This is a genomic window from Pantoea sp. BL1 (assembly GCF_000963985.1).
GTDB lineage: Bacteria > Pseudomonadota > Gammaproteobacteria > Enterobacterales > Enterobacteriaceae > Pantoea > Pantoea rwandensis_B.
Window position 1 is genome coordinate 30,900 of record NZ_JZRH01000008.1, and the last position, 19,532, is coordinate 50,431.

The 19,532-nt window shown below is 51.5% G+C and carries 20 protein-coding genes and 1 other annotated feature (1 of these 21 only partly in view); of the genes, 6 read left to right on the forward strand and 14 right to left on the reverse strand.

From position 1 onward, the window contains the following. Window positions 1–24: 24 nt before the first annotated feature. The 5 genes from yciH to pgpB all read right to left on the reverse strand — a co-directional run bounded on the left by yciH (window position 25) and on the right by pgpB (window position 3,629). On the reverse strand, window positions 25–348 hold the full coding sequence (gene yciH, locus VH86_RS05065; protein WP_045832142.1) for a stress response translation initiation inhibitor YciH: 324 nt from the start codon (window positions 346–348) through the stop codon (window positions 25–27). Beyond that, on the reverse strand, window positions 348–1,055 hold the full coding sequence (gene pyrF, locus VH86_RS05070) for an orotidine-5'-phosphate decarboxylase (protein WP_045832143.1): 708 nt from the start codon (window positions 1,053–1,055) through the stop codon (window positions 348–350). Before pyrF ends, yciH begins: the two co-directional genes overlap by 1 nt. 200 nt (window positions 1,056–1,255) lie before the next feature. Continuing rightward, a complete protein-coding gene (lapB, locus tag VH86_RS05075; RefSeq protein WP_038646700.1) occupies window positions 1,256–2,425 on the reverse strand; it encodes a lipopolysaccharide assembly protein LapB in 1,170 nt (389 codons plus the stop codon). Between the two features lie 6 nt (window positions 2,426–2,431). After that, window positions 2,432–2,737, reverse strand: coding sequence for a LapA family protein (locus VH86_RS05080; RefSeq protein WP_045832144.1), 306 nt, complete (start codon window positions 2,735–2,737; stop codon window positions 2,432–2,434). Window positions 2,738–2,864: 127 nt separating this feature from the next. Next, window positions 2,865–3,629 carry a phosphatidylglycerophosphatase B gene (pgpB, locus tag VH86_RS05085; protein ID WP_045832145.1) on the reverse strand — a complete coding sequence of 255 codons (765 nt, stop codon included), beginning with the start codon at window positions 3,627–3,629 and terminating at the stop codon, window positions 2,865–2,867. 229 nt (window positions 3,630–3,858) lie between these two features. On the opposite strand from pgpB, the gene ribA reads away from it, so the two are divergent. Next, window positions 3,859–4,452 (forward strand): GTP cyclohydrolase II, encoded by a 594-nt coding sequence (gene ribA, locus VH86_RS05090; protein ID WP_034821474.1) that lies wholly within the window; start codon window positions 3,859–3,861, stop codon window positions 4,450–4,452. Between the two features lie 40 nt (window positions 4,453–4,492). Here ribA and acnA read toward each other — a convergent pair whose 3' ends face one another. The 5 genes from acnA to topA all read right to left on the reverse strand — a co-directional run bounded on the left by acnA (window position 4,493) and on the right by topA (window position 12,211). Then, a complete protein-coding gene (gene acnA, locus VH86_RS05095) occupies window positions 4,493–7,174 on the reverse strand; it encodes an aconitate hydratase AcnA (RefSeq protein ID WP_045832146.1) in 2,682 nt (893 codons plus the stop codon). Between the two features lie 438 nt (window positions 7,175–7,612). Then, window positions 7,613–7,792 (reverse strand): hypothetical protein, encoded by a 180-nt coding sequence (locus tag VH86_RS05100; RefSeq protein WP_034821480.1) that lies wholly within the window; start codon window positions 7,790–7,792, stop codon window positions 7,613–7,615. Window positions 7,793–7,795: 3 nt separating this feature from the next. Beyond that, entirely contained in the window at window positions 7,796–7,954 is a 159-nt protein-coding gene (locus VH86_RS24970; protein ID WP_071845610.1) for a YmiA family putative membrane protein, read from the reverse strand. Between the two features lie 492 nt (window positions 7,955–8,446). Further along, window positions 8,447–9,421 (reverse strand): HTH-type transcriptional regulator CysB, encoded by a 975-nt coding sequence (cysB, locus tag VH86_RS05105; protein ID WP_034821485.1) that lies wholly within the window; start codon window positions 9,419–9,421, stop codon window positions 8,447–8,449. Between the two features lie 192 nt (window positions 9,422–9,613). Then, window positions 9,614–12,211, reverse strand: coding sequence for a type I DNA topoisomerase (gene topA, locus VH86_RS05110; protein ID WP_045832147.1), 2,598 nt, complete (start codon window positions 12,209–12,211; stop codon window positions 9,614–9,616). 370 nt (window positions 12,212–12,581) lie between these two features. Between topA and VH86_RS05115 the strand changes: the two genes are divergently transcribed. Beyond that, on the forward strand, window positions 12,582–12,830 hold the full coding sequence (locus tag VH86_RS05115; protein ID WP_045832148.1) for a YciN family protein: 249 nt from the start codon (window positions 12,582–12,584) through the stop codon (window positions 12,828–12,830). Between the two features lie 26 nt (window positions 12,831–12,856). On the opposite strand, the gene sohB is transcribed toward VH86_RS05115, so the two are convergent. After that, window positions 12,857–13,903, reverse strand: a complete 1,047-nt coding sequence (gene sohB / locus VH86_RS05120) for a protease SohB (RefSeq protein WP_045832149.1) — start codon at window positions 13,901–13,903, stop codon at window positions 12,857–12,859. Between the two features lie 174 nt (window positions 13,904–14,077). Here sohB and VH86_RS05125 point away from each other — a divergent pair, with 174 nt between their 5' ends. Both VH86_RS05125 and cobO read left to right on the forward strand, forming a co-directional pair. Further along, window positions 14,078–14,842 carry a YciK family oxidoreductase gene (locus VH86_RS05125; RefSeq protein WP_045814398.1) on the forward strand — a complete coding sequence of 255 codons (765 nt, stop codon included), beginning with the start codon at window positions 14,078–14,080 and terminating at the stop codon, window positions 14,840–14,842. After that, window positions 14,839–15,426, forward strand: coding sequence for a cob(I)yrinic acid a,c-diamide adenosyltransferase (gene cobO, locus VH86_RS05130; protein ID WP_045832150.1), 588 nt, complete (start codon window positions 14,839–14,841; stop codon window positions 15,424–15,426). Before VH86_RS05125 ends, cobO begins: the two co-directional genes overlap by 4 nt. Before the next feature lie 36 nt (window positions 15,427–15,462). On the opposite strand, the gene rluB is transcribed toward cobO, so the two are convergent. Further along, on the reverse strand, window positions 15,463–16,380 hold the full coding sequence (gene rluB / locus VH86_RS05135) for a 23S rRNA pseudouridine(2605) synthase RluB (protein ID WP_034821500.1): 918 nt from the start codon (window positions 16,378–16,380) through the stop codon (window positions 15,463–15,465). A 103-nt stretch (window positions 16,381–16,483) separates the two neighbouring features. Here rluB and VH86_RS25680 point away from each other — a divergent pair, with 103 nt between their 5' ends. After that, on the forward strand, window positions 16,484–16,723 hold the full coding sequence (locus VH86_RS25680; protein ID WP_156150562.1) for a hypothetical protein: 240 nt from the start codon (window positions 16,484–16,486) through the stop codon (window positions 16,721–16,723). Window positions 16,724–17,199: 476 nt separating this feature from the next. Then, window positions 17,200–17,856, forward strand: a complete 657-nt coding sequence (locus VH86_RS05140) for a serine protease (RefSeq protein ID WP_045832151.1) — start codon at window positions 17,200–17,202, stop codon at window positions 17,854–17,856. On the opposite strand, the gene VH86_RS05145 is transcribed toward VH86_RS05140, so the two are convergent. Both VH86_RS05145 and VH86_RS05150 read right to left on the reverse strand, forming a co-directional pair. Then, on the reverse strand, window positions 17,857–18,477 hold the full coding sequence (locus VH86_RS05145; protein ID WP_045832152.1) for an L-threonylcarbamoyladenylate synthase: 621 nt from the start codon (window positions 18,475–18,477) through the stop codon (window positions 17,857–17,859). Between the two features lie 12 nt (window positions 18,478–18,489). Next, window positions 18,490–19,374, reverse strand: a complete 885-nt coding sequence (locus tag VH86_RS05150) for a PHP domain-containing protein (protein WP_045832153.1) — start codon at window positions 19,372–19,374, stop codon at window positions 18,490–18,492. Between the two features lie 154 nt (window positions 19,375–19,528). Beyond that, window positions 19,529–19,532, forward strand: a sequence feature (Trp leader region) (it continues 101 nt past the right edge of the window).

Here is a 19,532-nt window from a genome sequence, read left to right on the forward strand (position 1 = left end):
CGCACAGTGTGCGGCCCGTTTTTATTAACCGCCGGCTAATTTAACTTTCATGCCTTTAGCTTCAAGTAGCGCTTTCAAGAGATCGCGTTTATCGCCTTGAATCTCGATGACGCCATCTTTGAGTGACCCACCGCAGCCACACTTCTTCTTCAGTTCTGCCGCCAGTTTAGTAAGCGCATCATCATCCAGATCAATACCCGTAATCAGGCAAACACCTTTGCCTTTGCGGCCGCTGGTCTGGCGTTGAATACGCACTATGCCGTCCCCTTGCGGGCGCGGCGCTTTTTCTTCTTCCTGTGCGATACGGCCAGTTTCAGTGGAGTAAACCAGTCGGTTGTCCTGAGCCATTAGGCCTCCTGTAAACTTTGCAGGATAGTGTGCAGCGTTGCAGCCGGATCATTTGATTGGGTGATCGGACGCCCAATCACCATGTAATCCACGCCAGCCAGTTTTGCCTGCTGCGGCGTCATGATACGGCGTTGATCGCCCGCATCACTGCCTGCCGGACGAATACCTGGTGTCACCAGCGCGAAATCCTGACCCAACACCTGTTTAAAGTGCGCAGCTTCCTGAGCGGAACAGACCACGCCATCCAGGCCACACTCACGCGTCAGGCGAGCGAGACGTTCTGCCTGCTCTGCGGGAGAAAGCGTAATGCCGAGACCCCTGAGATCGTCTTCATCCATGCTGGTCAGTACAGTTACCGCAATCAGAAACGGCGCATCGCTACCAAAAGGCAGCAGCGCTTCACGAGCCGCATTCATCATCCGCGCCCCGCCACTGGCGTGAACGTTGACCATCCACACACCGAGATCGGCAGCAGCGGCTACCGCGTGCGCGGTAGTATTGGGAATATCATGAAACTTCAGATCGAGAAAAACGTCAAAACCACGCGACTGCAGTGTTTTCACCAGCGACGGGCCAAATAGCGTAAACATCTCTTTGCCGACTTTCAGGCGGCACTGGCTCGGGTCAATGCGGTCCACAAACTGCAGTGCGCTGTCGAGATTATGATAGTCGAGTGCCACCAGAATCGGTGAAGTGGTTACAGGCATAACGTTTCCTCAAAGGCAGGCACCCGCAGGCGCAATGGACAAACGGCAAGCATTCTACCCGTGCGTGCCCTTCCCGACAATCTCACAGCGCGGTTAATACCGATGATAGACTGAACGCTGCACAATGCTGCAGTTTCGGTTGATGAATCAGCCCAATAGTATGTTGTAACTATCTAGCAGAATAAATAAAAAAACGGCCGTTACTGGCCGTCGAGTCCGCGAATCGGTTTCACCGAAGACCATGCGCGACAGGATGGGCAATGCCAATAAAGCGCATGTGCGGTAAATCCACACTTCTGGCAGCGATAGCGCGGTTTAGTGCGAATCTGTTCGCCTACCATATCACGCAGCACCATCAGGCTCTCTTTGGCACGACCGTCTTCTGCTTCGTGCAGGTGGAAATCCATCAAGCGATGGAACACGCGCATGGTCGGATGGCGCTGCAACTGGCGGTTGATATACAGCTGCGCCGCTTCCGGGCCCTGCTGCTGTTCAAGGATATCAGAAAGGTAAAGTTCAGCGGCCGCGCCGGTATTCTCTTCGACGCAGCGCTGTAAAAACTGAGCCCAATCTTCAGGCTGATTCAGTCGCTGATAGCAGGTTTCGAGCATCGATAAGGTTTCGCTCACCAGCTCTTTATCTTGATCCAGTACGCGCTGCAGGCGAGCCGTTGCTTTGGCGTATTCCCCCTGCTCCATAAAGATGCGTCCCATCATGATGGAAACGCGTGCACTCTGGTGATCGGCCGATTCGCCTTTCTTCAGCAACGTCATGGCGCGATCCAGATCGTCACTGCTCAATGCCTGTAGCGCAAGCTCACAGTAAAAATGGGCAATTTCACCCTTCTGCTTGTCTTTGCCCAGCTTGACCAATCTTTCCGCCACTTCGATAGCTTTCTGCCAGTCACTGGTTGCCTGATGTATCAGTAGAAGTTGCTGTAATGCACCGATGCGGAAGTCGGTTTCATCAATCAGCTGGCTAAACATGTCTTCAGCGCGGTCGTACAATCCTGCGGCCATGTAATCGCGTCCCAACTGCTGAATCGCCAGCAGGCGTTGTTCATAGCTCAGGGAAGCGCTTTCCATCAAAGATTGGTGGATACGAATGGCGCGGTCAACTTCGCCGCGTGAACGGAACAGATTGCCAAGCGTCAGGTGAGCTTCGACTGTGCCGCTGTCCTCCTTCAGCATATCCAGAAAGAGATCGACAGCTTTGTCCTGTTGATTGGAAAGCAGAAAGTTTACACCGGCAACGTATTCACGTGACAGGCGATTCGCTTCCTGTTGCTTATCCTGATGTGCACTTCGGCGGCCCATGTACCAGCCATATGCCGCAGCAACAGGAAGAAGCAAAAACAGCAATTCAAGCATCGAAACTTAATCCCGACGACCAGCAGTGGAAGAATTTGTCACAGCCGTTGATTGTTCATTCTGCGCCTGAATGCGTTTCAGCTTGCGCTGCGCGTGAGCGAGAGAAACACGTATCCGCAACCAGAAAAGACCGCAAATTGCCCATCCGAGCAGGAATCCGGCACCAAACAGGCTCGCCAGCAATGTGGAGATACGGAATTCACCCTGCGCCAGCAGATAGTTAAAAGTGACGATTTGGTCGTTATGCGCTCCAAGCGTGACGGAGATGATAAAAATGACCAAAACCACGAGAAAAATCAGCAAATATTTCACAATGCGTCCTGTCGTGAGGTTATCCAGTAGAAGTATGCCAAAAAAGTGCCGTCGATGCTGCTTATCAGCACATCACTTAGCGCATTTTCCGTAAGCGCAATCAATCATATGGGGTCGCGCGCGAAAATTACAATGCGTCATCACGCTGTGCGATCTCCTGCTGCTCTTCGCGCGGCACCGTAAGCGGACCACAAAAACGCTGCGCCAGCCATGTGGCTACCGTAACCAGCAGCCAGGAAATCAGAGTGGCCACCACCAAATCGCGCGGCCAATGCATGCCCAGCAGCAAACGGCTGCCCATGACCATCGTGGCCCAGGCAAACAGCACCACCACGGTCACTATGTGCCGCCGTGGCCAGAGTAAGCCAATCACCAACAATGCCCAACTGGCGGCAAACATGGTATGTCCGGAAGGAAAGGCAAAGCCCGTTTCATACGCCCAGTGGTTTTTCAGCCATTGCGGCAGTTGAGTATCGTTAGCCAATAATGCCGACACTAACTGACTGCGCCCCTGACGGTTCTGCTGATAAAACGCCGCTTCATCAATACCGTGGCTCTTCTCCAGCCAAACGACATAAGGACGCGGTTCCTGTACCTGCTCTTTAATGAAAGATTTGGTGTACTGACCGACAAGAATAGCGCCATTCATGAAGATAATCAGTAATATGGCGGGTTTAAGCCGGAAGCGTAAGCACCATAAAACCCAGGTGCTGAGGATAATACTGGTCAATATACCCCAGGGGCTGGTGACGGTTTCTGTCATCCAGAAAAGCACCCGCAAAAACGCGCTACTCTCACCTGGCTGCCATTGCCAGCCAGAGAGCCAGACCGCAACGGGCATGACTAATAACAAAAGCATTCCCAGGGTAGTGCGCTGCGCAATTTTTAACATCCGTTTCCTTTTAGATCCGTGGGTAATCGCGTGGGTGGCATAACTTTAGCTGAAAAAAGAATAACATACCCGTTGCGGCTTAGATAATTGTGCTTTATCACTACAATAACTCTGACTGATTAACGGCCCGGGTACAGGTTGTGGCACAATATTGTCAGTTTTGTCGGGCCAGTCGGGCCCGTGCGTTATCATGATGATAGCGCATCCTCTGAAGGTTCTGGAGAGTCACATGCAGCTTAAACGGGTAGCAGAAGCCAAACTGCCCACGCCATGGGGAGATTTCCTGATGGTTGGTTTTGAAGAACTGGCAACTGGCCAGGATCATGTCGCGCTGGTTTACGGTGATGTTAGCGACCACAATCCAGTGCTGGCGCGCGTTCACTCTGAGTGTCTAACCGGTGATGCGCTGTTCAGCCTGCGCTGCGATTGTGGTTTTCAACTGGAAGCGGCACTCACCGCTATCGCTGAAGAAGGCCGTGGCGTGCTGTTATATCACCGCCAGGAAGGCCGTAATATCGGTCTGTTGAACAAGATCCGCGCCTACGCTTTGCAAGACAAAGGTTACGACACCGTTGAAGCGAATCATCAGTTGGGCTTTGCCGCCGATGAGCGCGATTTCACCCTGTGTGCAGATATGTTCAAACTGTTGGGCGTCAATGAAGTCCGCCTGCTGACGAACAATCCACGCAAAGTCGAGATCTTGAGCGAAGCGGGAATTAATATTGTAGAACGTGTGCCGTTAGTGGTTGGGCGCAACCCCAAAAATGCTCACTACCTTGATACCAAGGCAGAAAAAATGGGCCATCTGCTGCCAAAAGCGTAATGCAGATAGCAAAAAGCCGGGAAATCTCCCGGCTTTTTCTTTAGTTCAGCATATTACGTATCACATAGTGCAATATGCCGTCGTTCTGGTAATAGGTCAGCTCATTGCCGGTATCGATACGACACCGGGTTTCCAGCGTCTCTTTTTTACCATCGACACGCGTCAGGGTGACATTCACAGTACAACCGGGTTTCAACTGTGAAAGGTTTTCGACATCAATAAACTCCTCCCCGGTTAGTCCCAATGTTTTGCGCGTGACGCCAGCGGGGAATTCCAGCGGCAGGATCCCCATGCCGATCAGGTTAGAGCGGTGGATACGCTCGAACGACTCAGAAATGACCACGCGCACACCTTGCAAACGTGGGCCTTTCGCAGCCCAGTCGCGGCTGGAACCTGAGCCATACTCCTTCCCGGCGATCACTGCCAGTGGCACACCTTCTGCCTGATATTTCATGGCCGCATCGTAAATCGCCAGCTGTTCATTGCTGGGGAAGTGTTTGGTGTATCCCCCTTCCACGCCCGGCACCATTTCATTTCGAATACGAATATTTGCAAAGGTCCCGCGCATCATCACTTCGTGGTTACCACGACGCGAACCGTATGAGTTGAAATCGGTACGCTCAACACCATGCGACAGCAAATAGCGTCCAGCAGGACTTTCCGCTTTAATACTGCCCGCCGGTGAGATGTGGTCAGTGGTGACAGAATCACCCAACATTGCCAGAATGCGTGCGCCCTTAATATCCTTGACCGGTTCCGGCGTTTTGCCCATATCGTCAAAGAACGGCGACAGGCGGATGTAAGTCGATCCCTCATCCCAGTCATAGGTTGCGGCTTCACTCACTTTGATTTGCTGCCATTCCGGCGTACCGTCAAAGACCTCCGCATACTCTTTATGGAACATATCGCTGGTCACTTTCTGCACTGCGGCGGCAATCTCTTCAGGTGATGGCCAGATATCCTGCAGATAGACATCGTTGCCTTGTCTATCCTGCCCGATGGGATCGTTCTGCAGGTTGAGCTTCATGTTACCGGCCAACGCATAAGCCACCACCAGCGGCGGCGATGCAAGCCAGTTCGTTTTCACCAGCGGATGGATGCGCCCTTCGAAGTTACGGTTACCCGATAGCACAGCACCCACGGTCAGATCGCCTTCTTTGATGGCACTCTCGATTTCATCTGGCAATGGGCCCGAATTACCAATGCAGGTGGTGCAACCATACCCCACCAGATTGAAGCCTAATTCATCCAGATATGGCGTCAGCTGGGCCACCGCGAGGTAATCCGACACCACTTTTGATCCCGGTGCCAGCGACGCTTTCACCCAAGGTTTGCGCATCAATCCGCGCTCAACCGCATTTTTCGCCAGCAGACCCGCCGCCATTAAGACGCTGGGGTTGGATGTGTTGGTACAAGAGGTGATGGCCGAAATAACCACCGCGCCGTCTTCCAGCTGATAGTTATCGCCGGTCTCGCTGTCACTATAGGTTACGGTCTTGTGGGCTTTCTGCGCATGATTGACTTCGAGTTCGTTGCTGGCATCAAAAGCTGCGGGCACATCGCCTAAGGAGACACGATCCTGCGGACGTTTTGGACCCGCAAGGCTGGATTCAACGTTTGCCATGTCCAGCGCCAGTGAGCTGGTAAACCGTGGTTCGTCGCCCGGATTTCGCCACATCCCTTGTTGCTTAGCATAAGCTTCGACTAACTCGACTTGTTCAGCATCACGCCCGGTCAGGGTCATGTAGCTCAGGGTCACTTCATCAATGGGGAAGAAACCGCAGGTGGCACCATATTCCGGTGCCATATTGGCGATAGTTGCGCGATCGGCCAGCGGCAAATCGGCCAGGCCATCACCATAAAATTCAACGAATTTGCCCACCACACCATGCTTGCGCAGCATTTGCGTCACGGTTAAAACCAGGTCGGTTGCAGTGATGCCAGGACGCAGTTTGCCGGTGAGTTTGAAACCGACAACGTCGGGGATCAACATAGACACGGGCTGCCCTAACATGGCGGCTTCGGCTTCAATACCGCCCACACCCCAGCCTAATACGCCCAGCGCGTTGATCATCGTGGTATGGGAGTCTGTGCCGACTAAGGTATCAGGATAAGCGACCTCTTTGCCTTCTAGCGTTTCATGCCAGACGGATTTACCCAGATATTCCAGGTTAACCTGATGGCAGATACCGGTGCCTGGCGGCACTACGCGGAAGCGGTCAAACGCTTTTTGCCCCCAGCGCAGGAAAACGTAGCGTTCGTGGTTGCGCTCCATCTCCAGACGCACGTTTTCTTCGAAGGCGTCTTCATCCCCAAAATGGTCAACAGTCACCGAGTGGTCAATGACCAAATCGACCGGCGATAAGGGGTTAACTTTGGCCACATCGCCGCCGAGGCGTTTTACCGCTTCACGCATCGCCGCTAAATCGACTACCGCTGGCACGCCAGTAAAATCTTGCATCAACACGCGCGCGGGGCGATAGGCAATTTCCCGGTCAGCATGAGCGTCTTTCTGCCAGCCAACCAGAGCCTGAATATCTTCAGCGGTTACGGAATCCTCATCCTGCCAGCGCAGGAGGTTTTCCAGCAACACCTTCATTGATTTGGGTAAGCGATCGATATTACCCAATTGCTGGGCAGCTTTTGGCAGGCTGTAGTAATGATATTTTTTTGCCCGAACGTCCAGCGTATCCTGACTGTGCTCCCGTAACGTTAACGACATAGCTCCTCCTTTTATGGGCCTCTCTTTTAAACCTCAATAACCACAAGGTTTAGCTTAAAGATAGACCACAATTTCGTTAACGATTTGATAACAACACGAAATGACACATAAAGGCACAAAGAAAAATGCCCCGACGTTTGTCAGGGCATTAATAGAAGTCAGTACAATTTGAGTTATTGGATTAGATCATTGCCCACACGGCCGCGGCCCAAAATGCAAAGGAAAAGGCATAAACGCCGAACCATGAAAAAGTCGTTGTATTCATCGAGTCACTCCCTCCCGGATTCCGGGCAAAAAAAGTCCACCGTCTTCAGCGTTGTACTGATGACACCGTTTTTTGAATGCTGAGTGTTAAAGGACGGGCTTTTAAAATGCCCACCGGATAATCCGGTAAAGAGAGGTATGGGTGTCTATATATAGAACAGAACGCAGACTGCGTTATTTCGACTTCGGATCCATGAACGATTCGATAAAGTTACGCTGGTTTTCACTCAGTTCCCACGACGCAGGAATCGCCACAGGCTGTTCAACGCTCTTTACTTCTTTCGCTTTGCACGCTGACGTGTTCGGCTGACGCGCAGAAACCGGAGACTTACGGCTGAGTGTATTTGCCCACATGGCTTAACCCCACATACGCCAAATCATCAATGCCACCACTACCCAGAACAGTGCTGAAGCAGCGAAGACGGTCAACCAAGCCTTGCGACGCACATTACCAGAGCGCTCAACCTTGGCGGTTTTAGTACGAAAATCTTGTTGTACAGTCAGTCTAGTATTCATAGTTTTTGATAATCACTCTCAATAAAACGATTGTTGATAACGATTAAGATTTAGGACGAATCCTAAACTTGTTAAGTCCGAAAATCCAGTTATTTTTATTGAGTACAACGATTAACGCTATTTATCAAAACCCAAAATATTGATGAGATAAATTTAATTACTGATCAAACTATTCATCAAATAACTACTTTGTAAATTTGGGTTAAAACAAATTTAGTACCATTCTAAATTTGAGTTTAATTTTAAGGACCAGACTAAAAGCCCTTTCTCATCAGTTGATAACTGGAGTATGGGAATATTCCTGGCGGTCCGCAAAGCGGCAGCGTAAATTTTGTGTACTGTTTCTCATTTAAGAAATAACAATGAAAAAACATGTGATCGATGTTTCATTTACAAAAAAATAATGAAATTTTTTGAGATTCTTGTGGCGCTAACGAGGGGGTATTCACAAGATGCCCACTGGACACCTTGTGAAAATAATGAGTTACGGGATTATTTAAAAGGTAACTTGATATCGCGGAACATCGCTTCGATATCTTCATTTGAACGCAATGCGACCGCGGCATCCACGACATCACGGGTTAAATGCGGTGCAAAACGTTGAATAAAATCATACATATAGCTTCGAAGGAACGTGCTACGCCTAAAGCCAATTTTGGTCGTGCTATTGGTAAAAATTTCTGAAGCTTCGATTCGCACCAGGTCCGGATCGGAAACCGGGTCCACCGCCATACTGGCAATCACACCCACGCCCAAGCCCAGACGCACATACGTTTTGATGACATCAGCGTCGGTGGCGGTAAAGACGATACGTGGTGTTAATCCTGCACGATTAAACGCAGTATCCAGCTCTGAGCGGCCAGTGAAGCCAAAGGTATAGGTCACGAGCGGGAAATCGGCCAACTCTTCAATCGTTACATTCGATTTGCCTGCCAGCGGGTGATCTGGCGTGACTACTATCGCGCGGTTCCAGTGATAGCAAGGCAACATAATCAGGTCGTCGTACAAATGCAGCGCTTCAGTCGCAATCGCAAAGTCAGCATTCCCCTTTGACACCGCTTCAGCAATTTGCGTCGGCGAGCCCTGATGCATATGCAGCGAGACGCGCGGGTAACGCTCGATAAACCCTTTGATCACACCGGGCAAGGCATAACGCGCTTGAGTATGTGTGGTCGCCACATACAGCGAGCCTTTATCAGGCCAGGTGTGCTCACCCGCGACAGACTTAATCGCATCTACTTTGGATAATACTTCGCGAGCAATTCGGATGATCTCTTCACCCGCTGGCGTAACCTGAGTGAGATGCTTCCCACTACGCGCAAAAATCTGCACGCCGAGTTCATCTTCCAGCATACGCACTTGCTTACTGATGCCCGGTTGTGAGGTATAGAGACCTTCAGCGGTGGAGGAGACGTTGAGGTTGTGATTAACCACCTCGACGATGTAACGCAACTGCTGCAATTTCATAGTTATATCTTCCCGGTAGCGACAGAGGGGCCATCCCTGCAGGCGTGTTTCCGCCTTAATTAAGGTATAGGGAGGGAAAGCATGTCAGCGAAACGAAAAAAGCTATAACCACTATATCAGTTAACGAAAGAATGTAGAACGATTAGCTATAAGGATGAGGAAAAGGCCAGCAGAAGCTGGCCTTGAGGGGAATTACTTCTTCGCTTCCTGCCACTTACCGTCGATATAGAACATCGACCAGCCAGTCGCTTTGCCCTCCTTCTCGGAGGAAACATACTGCTGCTTAGTTTTACGGCTAAAACGCACTAACGTTTTATTGCCTTCCGGATCCGCCGCTGGCGCTTCCGCCAGGTATTTCAGCTTCTCAGGCAGACGGTCAGCAAAACGTTTCAGCTCTTCCACCAGCGGCGCACGCGTTTCACGCGATTTCGGGAAGGTGTTGGCCGCCAGGAATACCCCTGCCGCACCGTCACGCAATACAAAGTAGGCATCTGACTTTTCACACGCCAGCTCAGGCAACGGCACCGGATCTTCCTTCGGTGGTGCAACTTCACCATTGCGCAGAATCTTGCGAGTGTTTTTACACTCGTCGTTGGTGCAGGCCATGTATTTACCGAAGCGCCCCATTTTCAGGTGCATTTCAGAACCACACTTTTCACACTCTACGATCGGGCCGTCATAACCTTTGATGCGGAATTCGCCCTGTTCGATTTCGTAGCCGTCACATTCCGGGTTGTTACCACAGACGTGCAGCTTACGCTGATTGTCGATCAAGTAGCTGTCCATCGCGGTGCCACACTTCTGGCAGCGACGACGGGCACGTAACGCATTGGTTTCAGCATCATCGCCTTCCAGTACGTTAAGAACTTCGTTTTCCGGAATCAGATTGATGGTCTGTTTGCAGCGTTCTTTGGGTGGCAGCGCATAACCGGAGCAGCCCAGGAACACACCGGTACTGGCGGTACGGATACCCATTTGGCGGCTACAGGTCGGGCAGTCGATCGAGGTCAGCACCATCTGGTTCGGCTGCATGCCGCCCTCTTCTGGCTCTTTCTCGGCCTGACCTAACTGCTGGCTGAAATCGCTGAAGAAGGAATCCAGCACCGCTTTCCACTGCGCTTCGTTATTGGCGACCTGGTCAAGGCTGTCTTCCATGCGCGCGGTGAAGTCATAGTTCATCAGCTCACGGAAATTCTGTTCCAGACGATCGGTGACGATTTCACCCATCTTCTCAGCATAGAAGCGGCGGTTTTCTACCCGCACGTAACCGCGATCCTGAATGGTGGAAATAATTGAGGCATAGGTCGATGGACGGCCGATACCCCGTTTTTCCAACTCACGGACTAAGGAAGCTTCGCTGAAGCGGGCTGGCGGCTTGGTGAAGTGCTGGCTTGGCATCAGCTCCTTCAGGTCAAGCATATCGCCGACATTGACCAGTGGCAGCGTCAAGTCTTCATCGTTTTTACGCAAGGCTGGCATCACTTTTGTCCAGCCATCGAAACGCAACGTGCGGCCTTTCGCTTTCAGTTTAAAGTCTGCTGCACCCACCGTCAGGGTGGTAGAGTCATACTGCGCAGGCACCATCTGGCAGGCTACAAACTGACGCCAGATCAGCTGGTACAGTTTCTGCGCATCAGCTTCCATATCTTTCAGCTGTTCTGCCTGAATATTGACATCCGAAGGACGGATCGCTTCGTGTGCTTCCTGCGAATTCTCTTTACTGGCGTAGGTGATCGGTGATTCTGGCAGATACTTTTTACCAAAACTCTTCTCGACAAAGCCGCGCGCCATCGCCACCGCATCCTGACTCAGGTTGGTGGAGTCTGTACGCATATAGGTGATGTGACCCGCTTCGTAGAGACGTTGCGCCATCATCATGGTTTTCTTCACGCCAAAACCGAGACGTGTACTCGCTGCTTGTTGCAATGTCGAGGTAATAAAAGGCGCAGACGGTTTACTGCTGGTCGGTTTGTCTTCACGATCCAGCACTTCGTAACGCGCGTTTTCCAGCACGGATACCGCAGCATAAGTTTGCTCGCGATTAACCGGACGGAACGCTTTATCGCCCTGATGCGTGACTTGCATCGCCAGCGCGTCGCCTTTCGGCGTAGAGAAATCCGCATCGATTTCCCAATACTCTTCCGGCACGAACGCTTTAATTTCGTGCTCGCGCTCAACCACCAGTCGCACAGCCACAGACTGTACACGACCCGCAGACAAACCACGGGCAATTTTCTTCCACAGCAGCGGGGAAACCATGTAGCCCACCACGCGGTCCATAAAGCGACGCGCCTGCTGTGCATTAACTCGCTCAATATTCAGTTCGCCCGGTTTTTCAAACGCCTGGCGAATCGCATTTTTGGTGATTTCGTTGAACACCACGCGGCTAAACCGCTTGTCATCGCCACCGATCACTTCCCGCAGGTGCCAGGCAATGGCCTCCCCTTCGCGGTCAAGGTCCGTTGCGAGGTAGATGTGGTCAGCATCGGCGGCGAGGCTTTTCAGTTCGGCTACGACTTTTTCTTTACCCGGCAGAATCTGATAGTCCGCTTCCCAGCCATGCCAGGGATCGACACCCATGCGACTGACCAATGCGGCCTTCTCATCCTTCTTAACCTTTTTTCCTGTTTTCGCCTTTTCCCCGTCGGTAGTTTTACGGGCAGTTGAACCGCTGGTCGGCAAATCACGGATATGACCGACGCTGGATTTCACCACGTAGTCATTACCGAGGTATTTATTGATTGTTTTGGCCTTTGCCGGGGACTCAACGATTACGAGTGCTTTACCCATATGTACCTTTACCTAATTGAAACGTCCTGATAAACGGGAGAGGATTCGGTGCCCCAAAACCCAACGGGTTCAATATTGCTGCCAACTTTTCACATTTCAAGGCAGCGGGGATAATCTCAGGTCAGATTGCATCGACTTATGCAACTTTATGATTAGAAGCGGGTTTTCCATCTGACAGCACCACACATCCGGGTGTGATCTCCCTGAAAGCTGAATCGCCCACACTCTACCTGATAAAATCCGTTACGCAACTTAATTAGCATTCTGATTAATTTTGCGCCAGTTTTGCTGACGGACGTTGATTTGATGAACAGCCCAACTCGCTAGTAATATAGAAGGAGAACGATTGCTGTCAAAAAAGAGGTGAACAATGTCAGTAGAAACGGAATCCATTTCACGCCAGGCGTTACTGGAAATAGCCAATCAAATGATTAAGCAGCACGACGATTATTTAGCCGGGATGGAAGCCAATGACGTGATACAGCAGGGCAACGTTTTGGTGTTTCGTGGCCCCTGGTTCCTGGATGATGAAGGCCTGCCGAGCGCGAAAACTACCGCCGTGTTTAACGTGTTTAAATCCCTTGCCGTTGAACTCTCCTCACGCTATCACCTGGCATAAAAAAGCCCGGCATTTGCCGGGCTCGCTTACAACAGCGGCTTATCACCGCGCTGCCATATTTTCAGAATTAACCGCTCGGCCGCCAGACTGGCGCTGTTGGTGAAACGGTCCATCATTTTCTTCTTCCGTGCATAATGCACACCCAACACATTGAATCGGTCCATCTGTTTGATGATTAACGCATCGCTGGTGCCGATTTCATCAATCAGGCCCAAGTCCAGCGCCTGGCGTCCATACCAGTGTTCACCAGTGGCCACTTTTTCCAAATCCAGTGTTGGGCGCATCTGCTGAACGAACTCTTTGAACAGCAGATGAGTTTCGTTGAGATCTTCCTGGAACTTCTCACGGCCTTCGTCGGTGTTTTCCCCAAACAAGGTCAGCGTGCGCTTATATTGACCCGCAGTGTGCAGTTCAACGTCGATATCATTGCGTTTCAGCAGGCGGTTGAAGTTGGGGATCTGCGCGACCACACCAATTGAGCCAATAATGGAGAAAGGCGCCGCAACAATACGGTCCGCAACACAAGCCATCATATAGCCACCGCTCGCCGCCACTTTATCGACGACTGCGGTCAACTGCAGGCCCGCGTCACGCAGGCGCTGCAACTGAGATGCGGCCAGGCCATAACCGTGCACCACGCCACCCGGACTTTCCAGACGCAGCAAGACTTCATCTCCCGGCACTGCCACCGCCAGCACAGCGGAAATTTCCTCACGCAAAGAGCTGACTTCACCCGCATCCATGCTGCCTTTAAACTCCAGCACGTAGAGAGTGGGTTTACTGGCTTCGCTCACCCCGGCTTTGGCATTGCGCTTCTCGATTTTGGCTTTTTGCTTCTCTTCTTTTTTATGCTGCTTCAGCCACACTTTTTGCGCCTGTGGCTTCATCTTCGCCAACTGCAGGTCTTCCTTCATTTCACGATAATCATCGTCGAGATGAGTCAAGCGCAGTTGACCACCGCTGTGGCGTTTACGCATCGCGGCATTGAGCACAATAAGAACAATAGCTGCGAACGCCACCACCACGGTGACGGCCTTGGCCAGAAATAATCCATAACTGGAGAGTAAATCCATTCTGCCGCCTTATTAAACAGTGAATTACAAACAAAGGCTGAGTTTAACCGCTTTAGCGACTTTCGTCGCCTGAAATGCCCGCAGGCGGCACAGATTGCGAGGCGCGATGATTGCACCTGACGCCAAATTGAGGCATAAAGCCAAAAACCCTCTGACCTGCCAAAGGACATCGCTGTGCATTATCAACCGAAAAGCGATCTGCTGGAAAATCGCATTATCCTCGTGACCGGCGCTTCAGACGGCATTGGCCGTGAAGCGGCACTGACTTATGCGCGCTACGGCGCACGTGTCATTTTGCTGGGCCGCAATGCCGAGACGCTGCAACAAACGGAACATGCCATCAATCAACTGAATAAGCAGCCCGCATCACATTTGCTGCTGGACTTGTCGCATGCCACACCAGAAAACTGTGCCGAGGTGGCCAATCAGATTGCCGCTTTGGTGCCAAGGCTCGATGGTGTGCTGCACAATGCCGGGATTCTGGGTGAAATCGTCCCGCTGGCAGAACTTGATCCTCAGGTCTGGCGCCAGGTGATGCAGATCAATCTTGACGCCACCTTCTACTTAACTCAGGCATTGCTGCCGCTACTGCTAAAATCAGACGCCGGTTCACTGGTGTTTACCACGTCCAGCGTGGGTCGCACCGGCCGTGCGGGATGGGGAGCCTATGCGGTGTCGAAGTTCGCCACCGAAGGCATGATGCAGGTGCTGGCCGATGAGTATAAAAATCGCCATCTTCGGGTAAATTGCATCAATCCTGGTGGCACCCGCACTAAAATGCGTGCCAGCGCTTTCCCGGAAGAAAATGCCAGTTTACTGAAAACGCCTGCCGATTTGATGCCGCTTTATCTTTATTTAATGGGCGATGATAGCCGTCGCAAAACCGGCATCAGTTTTGATGCACAGCCGGGACGCAAACCGGGGCCTGCCAGCGCATGAGTGACCGTCATCAGCAGCGACAGCAGCGTTTAAAAGAACAGGTTGATGCGCGCATTGCCGCCGCGACAGAAGCGCGTGGCATTTTGATGGTGTTCACCGGCAATGGCAAAGGCAAAACCACCGCCGCCTTTGGTACGGCTTTACGCGCTTGCGGACACGGTAAAAACGTTGCCGCCGTGCAGTTTATTAAAGGTGAATGGCCAAATGGTGAGCGCAATTTGCTGGAGCAGCATGGCGTGGAATTTCAGGTGATGGCCACCGGCTTTACCTGGGATACCCAGAATCGGGAGACCGATACCGCCGCCTGCCAACAGGTTTGGCAACAGGCAAAACGTATGCTTGCCGATGAGCATGTGGATTTAGTGATCCTCGATGAAATCACCTACATGGTCAGCATGGATTATCTGGATCTGGATGAACTGGTGCGCGTGCTGGGACAGCGTCCGGTTCAGCAAAGTGTGATTATCACCGGTCGCGGCTGCCATCGAACCTTGCTGGAGATGGCGGATACCGTGACCGAGATGCGCCCGGTTAAGCATGCGTTTGATGCAGGCATTCAGGCTCAGCAGGGAATAGATTGGTAAAACAGTGACGCCGCTGCATGCGGCGTCGCGGGCATATCAGGAACCGCGCTTGTTGGTTCCACTGGTCCGCGTGCTGCTGTTGCGGCTGCTACTGCTGCCACCGCGACGTGGGCTGCCGCTCACATTGCTATGACGTTTTACCGCACGACGAATCTGATTGGCTTTAGTACGACGACGATCTTTTTCAACCGCGACTTTCGTCACCGTCTCTTCCGGCATATCCACCAGCGTACGCAGGTAGTTAACCGCCGGTAATTCCATCTCCATCCAGCCACCGCGTGGTAAGCCTTTTGGCAGCTGAATATCGCCATAACGGACGCGCATCAGACGGCTAACCTGCACACCTACGGCTTCCCACAAACGGCGCACTTCACGGTTACGTCCTTCAGTCAGGGTGACGTTGTACCACTGGTTGATGCCTTCGCCGCCAGCAAACTTAATGGTTTTGAACGATGCCGGGCCATCTTCTAACTGCACACCTTTACTGAGCTGACGAATTTTATCGTCATCCACTTCGCCGAATACACGCACCGCATATTCACGCTCAACTTCTCGGCTTGGGTGCATCAGGCGGTTCGCCAGTTCACCATCGGTGGTGAATAACATCAGACCACAGGTGTTAACGTCCAGACGACCCACAGCGATCCAGCGTGAACCGCGCAGACGTGGCAGACGGTCGAATACCGTTGGGCGCCCTTCAGGATCGTTACGGGTACAGAGTTCGCCTTCTGGTTTGTAATACGCCAGCACCCGGCAGACTTCGGTTGCGGATTCAGCAATCGAAACCAGATGGCCGTCAATACGAATTTTCAGGGATTTATCATTTTCAATGCGATCGCCCAGCGTCGCCAGTTTGCCATCGACGCTGACGCGTCCGGCTGAAATCATCGTTTCGATTTCGCGGCGTGAACCGTGACCGGCGCGCGCTAATACTTTTTGTAGTTTCTCACTCATGGAGATTCCTCGTTGTCGCCTTCCCAGGCGTCGTGGTAAGAAGAGGTACGATACGGGGATTACCAGTTCCCATATCAGAATCTGTTACCGCTGAGCATAGCGCATGCCATCTCAGGCGGCTCGCGATTTTACACTAACGCAAGTTTCGTTAACACCTTTTCCTTTGCTGCCGATAATAAAGGCCAAAGGCTGCGTCACTCGTTTAGTGCCCTATGCCTATACATTTACGCTGCTGATAGATACACCAACCGCACTTGTCTTCTTCATGCGCCAAGTGACTGAATTTTTATCATTTGCTGCTGGCACTATAAGCCTGGTTATTACCCCCACTTTAGACCCGTGATACATTAGCGCTTTTCAAGACTGGTCTCCTAGCATTGCGCACCACGCTTAAGGATAAGCCCAAACATAAAATCTAAACCCAAACTGCAAAACAGGATAAACCACTAATTAACCGGGATAAATGAGACTCATTAATCCAGTAAATTTAAATTACCAGTTAATTGGCACTGCAGGTTGGATTAAGTCTGTATTTTCGCATTATTTGATTCAGATTAAATTTGATGAATTGTTCTGATTAGAAAATTGTGTAAAATTTAAGCCTGAAACAGAGTGTGCCGTATTTATAAAAGCGTAACCTTTACTATTTACACTCGTTTCTCTAACAAGCCATTAACGAAATCACTGTGGCATTGTTGATAATATAAACCGGCGCACGCAGGAATTGACGCGCTTATTCATTCACGGAATGAATTTAATTTGCATGTCGAAAGTCTTCACCAGGGATTTTCCTGACATGCTTAAAAGAAGATGACTATCATGAAAACCTCTCTGCTTTGGCCTGCCCTCGCGGCACTGGCACTGAGCGGCTGTTCCGTGGGCCATACTGAGTATAGTCGCGCGGCGCTTGAACACGTGGATATGAGCGTGACAGGCATCCCGACGGTACTGGGTCTGGGTATCCTTGGTACAACCATCCCCTTAACGCCAGAGTACAGCCTGACAGCTGCGCACGTCGCCACCACTGCCGTGCAGCGTGTTAAGGCTTATCATCCTTATTGCGACGTCGCGATTATTTATCATAAGAATAGCCCGGAAACGCTGGCAAAATTCCGCACCAGTAAAGTGGGTGAGCCCATTAAGATGTACGGTTACAGCTTTATTTCTGCTATGCCCGTGGAATCAAGTGGCGTTAATTTAGCGCGCACAGCGATTACCAATAAATGGAATAAAAGACCGTGCATGGCAATGGCATCAAATGCTGGCGTTGTGCAGGGAATGTCGGGGGGCGCGGTATATAATGCTGACCAGACAATTGGCGGAGTGATTGTGGGCTACAGCCATGAAATTTCCAATGTGCGCAGCAAACAAGTCATCCTCAAAGATGTTTCACTGTATATCCCGTACGGTGATTTTAAACATTGGTTAGAAAAAAATATTGGCCAGACGACGTTAACGCCGCCTGACCACGCGTGATTAGAGGAACGGGCGCGTGTCGCCGACCCCTTCACGAACCACAACCGGGACATCGCTGGTGAGATCGATCACCGTCGTCGGCTGCTGCCCTACCGTGCCGCCATCAATGATTAGATCCACCAGCTTACCGATGCTGTGCTGAATCTCTTCCGGATCCGATTCCGTGAAGTCATTACCGGGCAACATCAGCGAAGTAGACATCATCGGCTCATTCAATCTCTCCAGTAACGCCAGCGCCACCGGGTTGGAAGGTACGCGCAAACCAATGGTTTTACGCTTGTCATTCATCAAACGACGCGGCACTTCTTTGGTCGCTTTAAGAATGAAGGTGTAACTGCCCGGCGTATTATTTTTCAGAATACGAAACGCGGTATTGTCCACCTGCGAATACGTCGAGAGCTCAGACAGATCGCGACACATCAAAGTAAAGTTGTGGTTGCCATCTAACTGCCGGATACGGCAGATACGCTCCATGGCGTTCTTCTCTTCCAGTCGGCAGCCCAGCGCATAACCCGAATCAGTGGGATAGACAATCACGCCACCTTTATTGAGATAATCGACCGCCTGATTGACGAGGCGCGGTTGCGGGTTATCTGGATGAATGTGAAAAAATTGACTCATAAAAACCTCATGTCACCTGTCTGCAAGAGTTACGGCGGGCGCTAGCGCAGGAAAGCGCTCCCAGATGGGTTCAACGCCGCCTGGCAACCATAATTTGCGCCCCAGTTCTATCCACGGACAGGGTTGGTGAAAATCTGATCCCTGCGATCCCGCCAGCTTATTGTCGCGCGCATATGTCGCGAGCTGCGTGCGCTCGTTGGGTGCCTGCTGACACTGCGCCACTTCCATTGCATCACCACCGACCTCGGCGAAATGGGCAATCAGTCGTTTAAGCCACTTTGCAGACAATCCATAGCGGCCCGGATGTGCGAGTACCGCAACGCCGCCAGAATGATGAATGGCATCAATAGCTTGTTTAATTGTACACCATTGCGGCGGCACATAGCCGGTTTTCCCACGGGCAAGATAGTTCTTGAACACTTGCGCCATGTTATCGGCTTTACCGATCTCGACCAGATAACGGGCAAAATGACCGCGGGTGATGACACCGCCCTGCGCCAGGCGTTGCGCCCCAACCCACGCGTCAGGAATGCGGGCACGTTCGAGGCGTTCTGCGATCAGCTGAGCCCGTTCAACACGGCATTGATGCTGTTGCTCAAGAAACGAGGTCAGCGCCGGGTGCTGGCAATCCACATTCAAACCTACGATATGAATTTCGTGGTTTTCCCACAATGTAGAGGCTTCTAATCCGGCCAGAATACGAATCGGTAGATTCTGTTCCAGCACGGCGGCTTGCGCTTCTGCCACGCCAGCAATGGTGTCGTGATCGGTAATCGCCAGTACCCCTACTTTCATTTCGACGGCACGTTGCACCAACTCGGTTGGGGTCAGCAAACCGTCAGACGCCTGGGTATGGCTGTGTAAATCGTAAAGGGGAAAACGGGCAATATCCGACAAGGTAACTCCAGCAGCAACTTAACTCGGCTGGCATGATAACGATTTTGCCCCTGACTGAAAAAGGGTATTGACTTTTTTCACCTGAACCAGTTAACTAGTACACAAGTTCACACGTAACGGGTATCTCATTATGGCTAATTTTGGTACGCATGCAAAAG

Coding starts and splice junctions, on each gene's coding strand:
- pyrF (WP_045832143.1), bottom strand. CDS start 1,055: ATGCCTGTAACCACTTCACCGATTCTGGTGGCACTCGACTATCATAAT.
- cobO (WP_045832150.1), top strand. CDS start 14,839: ATGAGTGACCGTCATCAGCAGCGACAGCAGCGTTTAAAAGAACAGGTT.
- acnA (WP_045832146.1), bottom strand. CDS start 7,174: ATGTCGTTAACGTTACGGGAGCACAGTCAGGATACGCTGGACGTTCGG.
- pgpB (WP_045832145.1), bottom strand. CDS start 3,629: ATGTTAAAAATTGCGCAGCGCACTACCCTGGGAATGCTTTTGTTATTA.
- VH86_RS05145 (WP_045832152.1), bottom strand. CDS start 18,477: ATGAGTCAATTTTTTCACATTCATCCAGATAACCCGCAACCGCGCCTC.
- VH86_RS25680 (WP_156150562.1), top strand. CDS start 16,484: ATGCCATCTCAGGCGGCTCGCGATTTTACACTAACGCAAGTTTCGTTA.
- VH86_RS05115 (WP_045832148.1), top strand. CDS start 12,582: ATGTCAGTAGAAACGGAATCCATTTCACGCCAGGCGTTACTGGAAATA.
- cysB (WP_034821485.1), bottom strand. CDS start 9,421: ATGAAATTGCAGCAGTTGCGTTACATCGTCGAGGTGGTTAATCACAAC.
- VH86_RS24970 (WP_071845610.1), bottom strand. CDS start 7,954: ATGAATACTAGACTGACTGTACAACAAGATTTTCGTACTAAAACCGCC.
- VH86_RS05140 (WP_045832151.1), top strand. CDS start 17,200: ATGAAAACCTCTCTGCTTTGGCCTGCCCTCGCGGCACTGGCACTGAGC.
- sohB (WP_045832149.1), bottom strand. CDS start 13,903: ATGGATTTACTCTCCAGTTATGGATTATTTCTGGCCAAGGCCGTCACC.
- ribA (WP_034821474.1), top strand. CDS start 3,859: ATGCAGCTTAAACGGGTAGCAGAAGCCAAACTGCCCACGCCATGGGGA.
- VH86_RS05100 (WP_034821480.1), bottom strand. CDS start 7,792: ATGTGGGCAAATACACTCAGCCGTAAGTCTCCGGTTTCTGCGCGTCAG.
- topA (WP_045832147.1), bottom strand. CDS start 12,211: ATGGGTAAAGCACTCGTAATCGTTGAGTCCCCGGCAAAGGCCAAAACA.
- lapB (WP_038646700.1), bottom strand. CDS start 2,425: ATGCTTGAATTGCTGTTTTTGCTTCTTCCTGTTGCTGCGGCATATGGC.
- rluB (WP_034821500.1), bottom strand. CDS start 16,380: ATGAGTGAGAAACTACAAAAAGTATTAGCGCGCGCCGGTCACGGTTCA.
- yciH (WP_045832142.1), bottom strand. CDS start 348: ATGGCTCAGGACAACCGACTGGTTTACTCCACTGAAACTGGCCGTATC.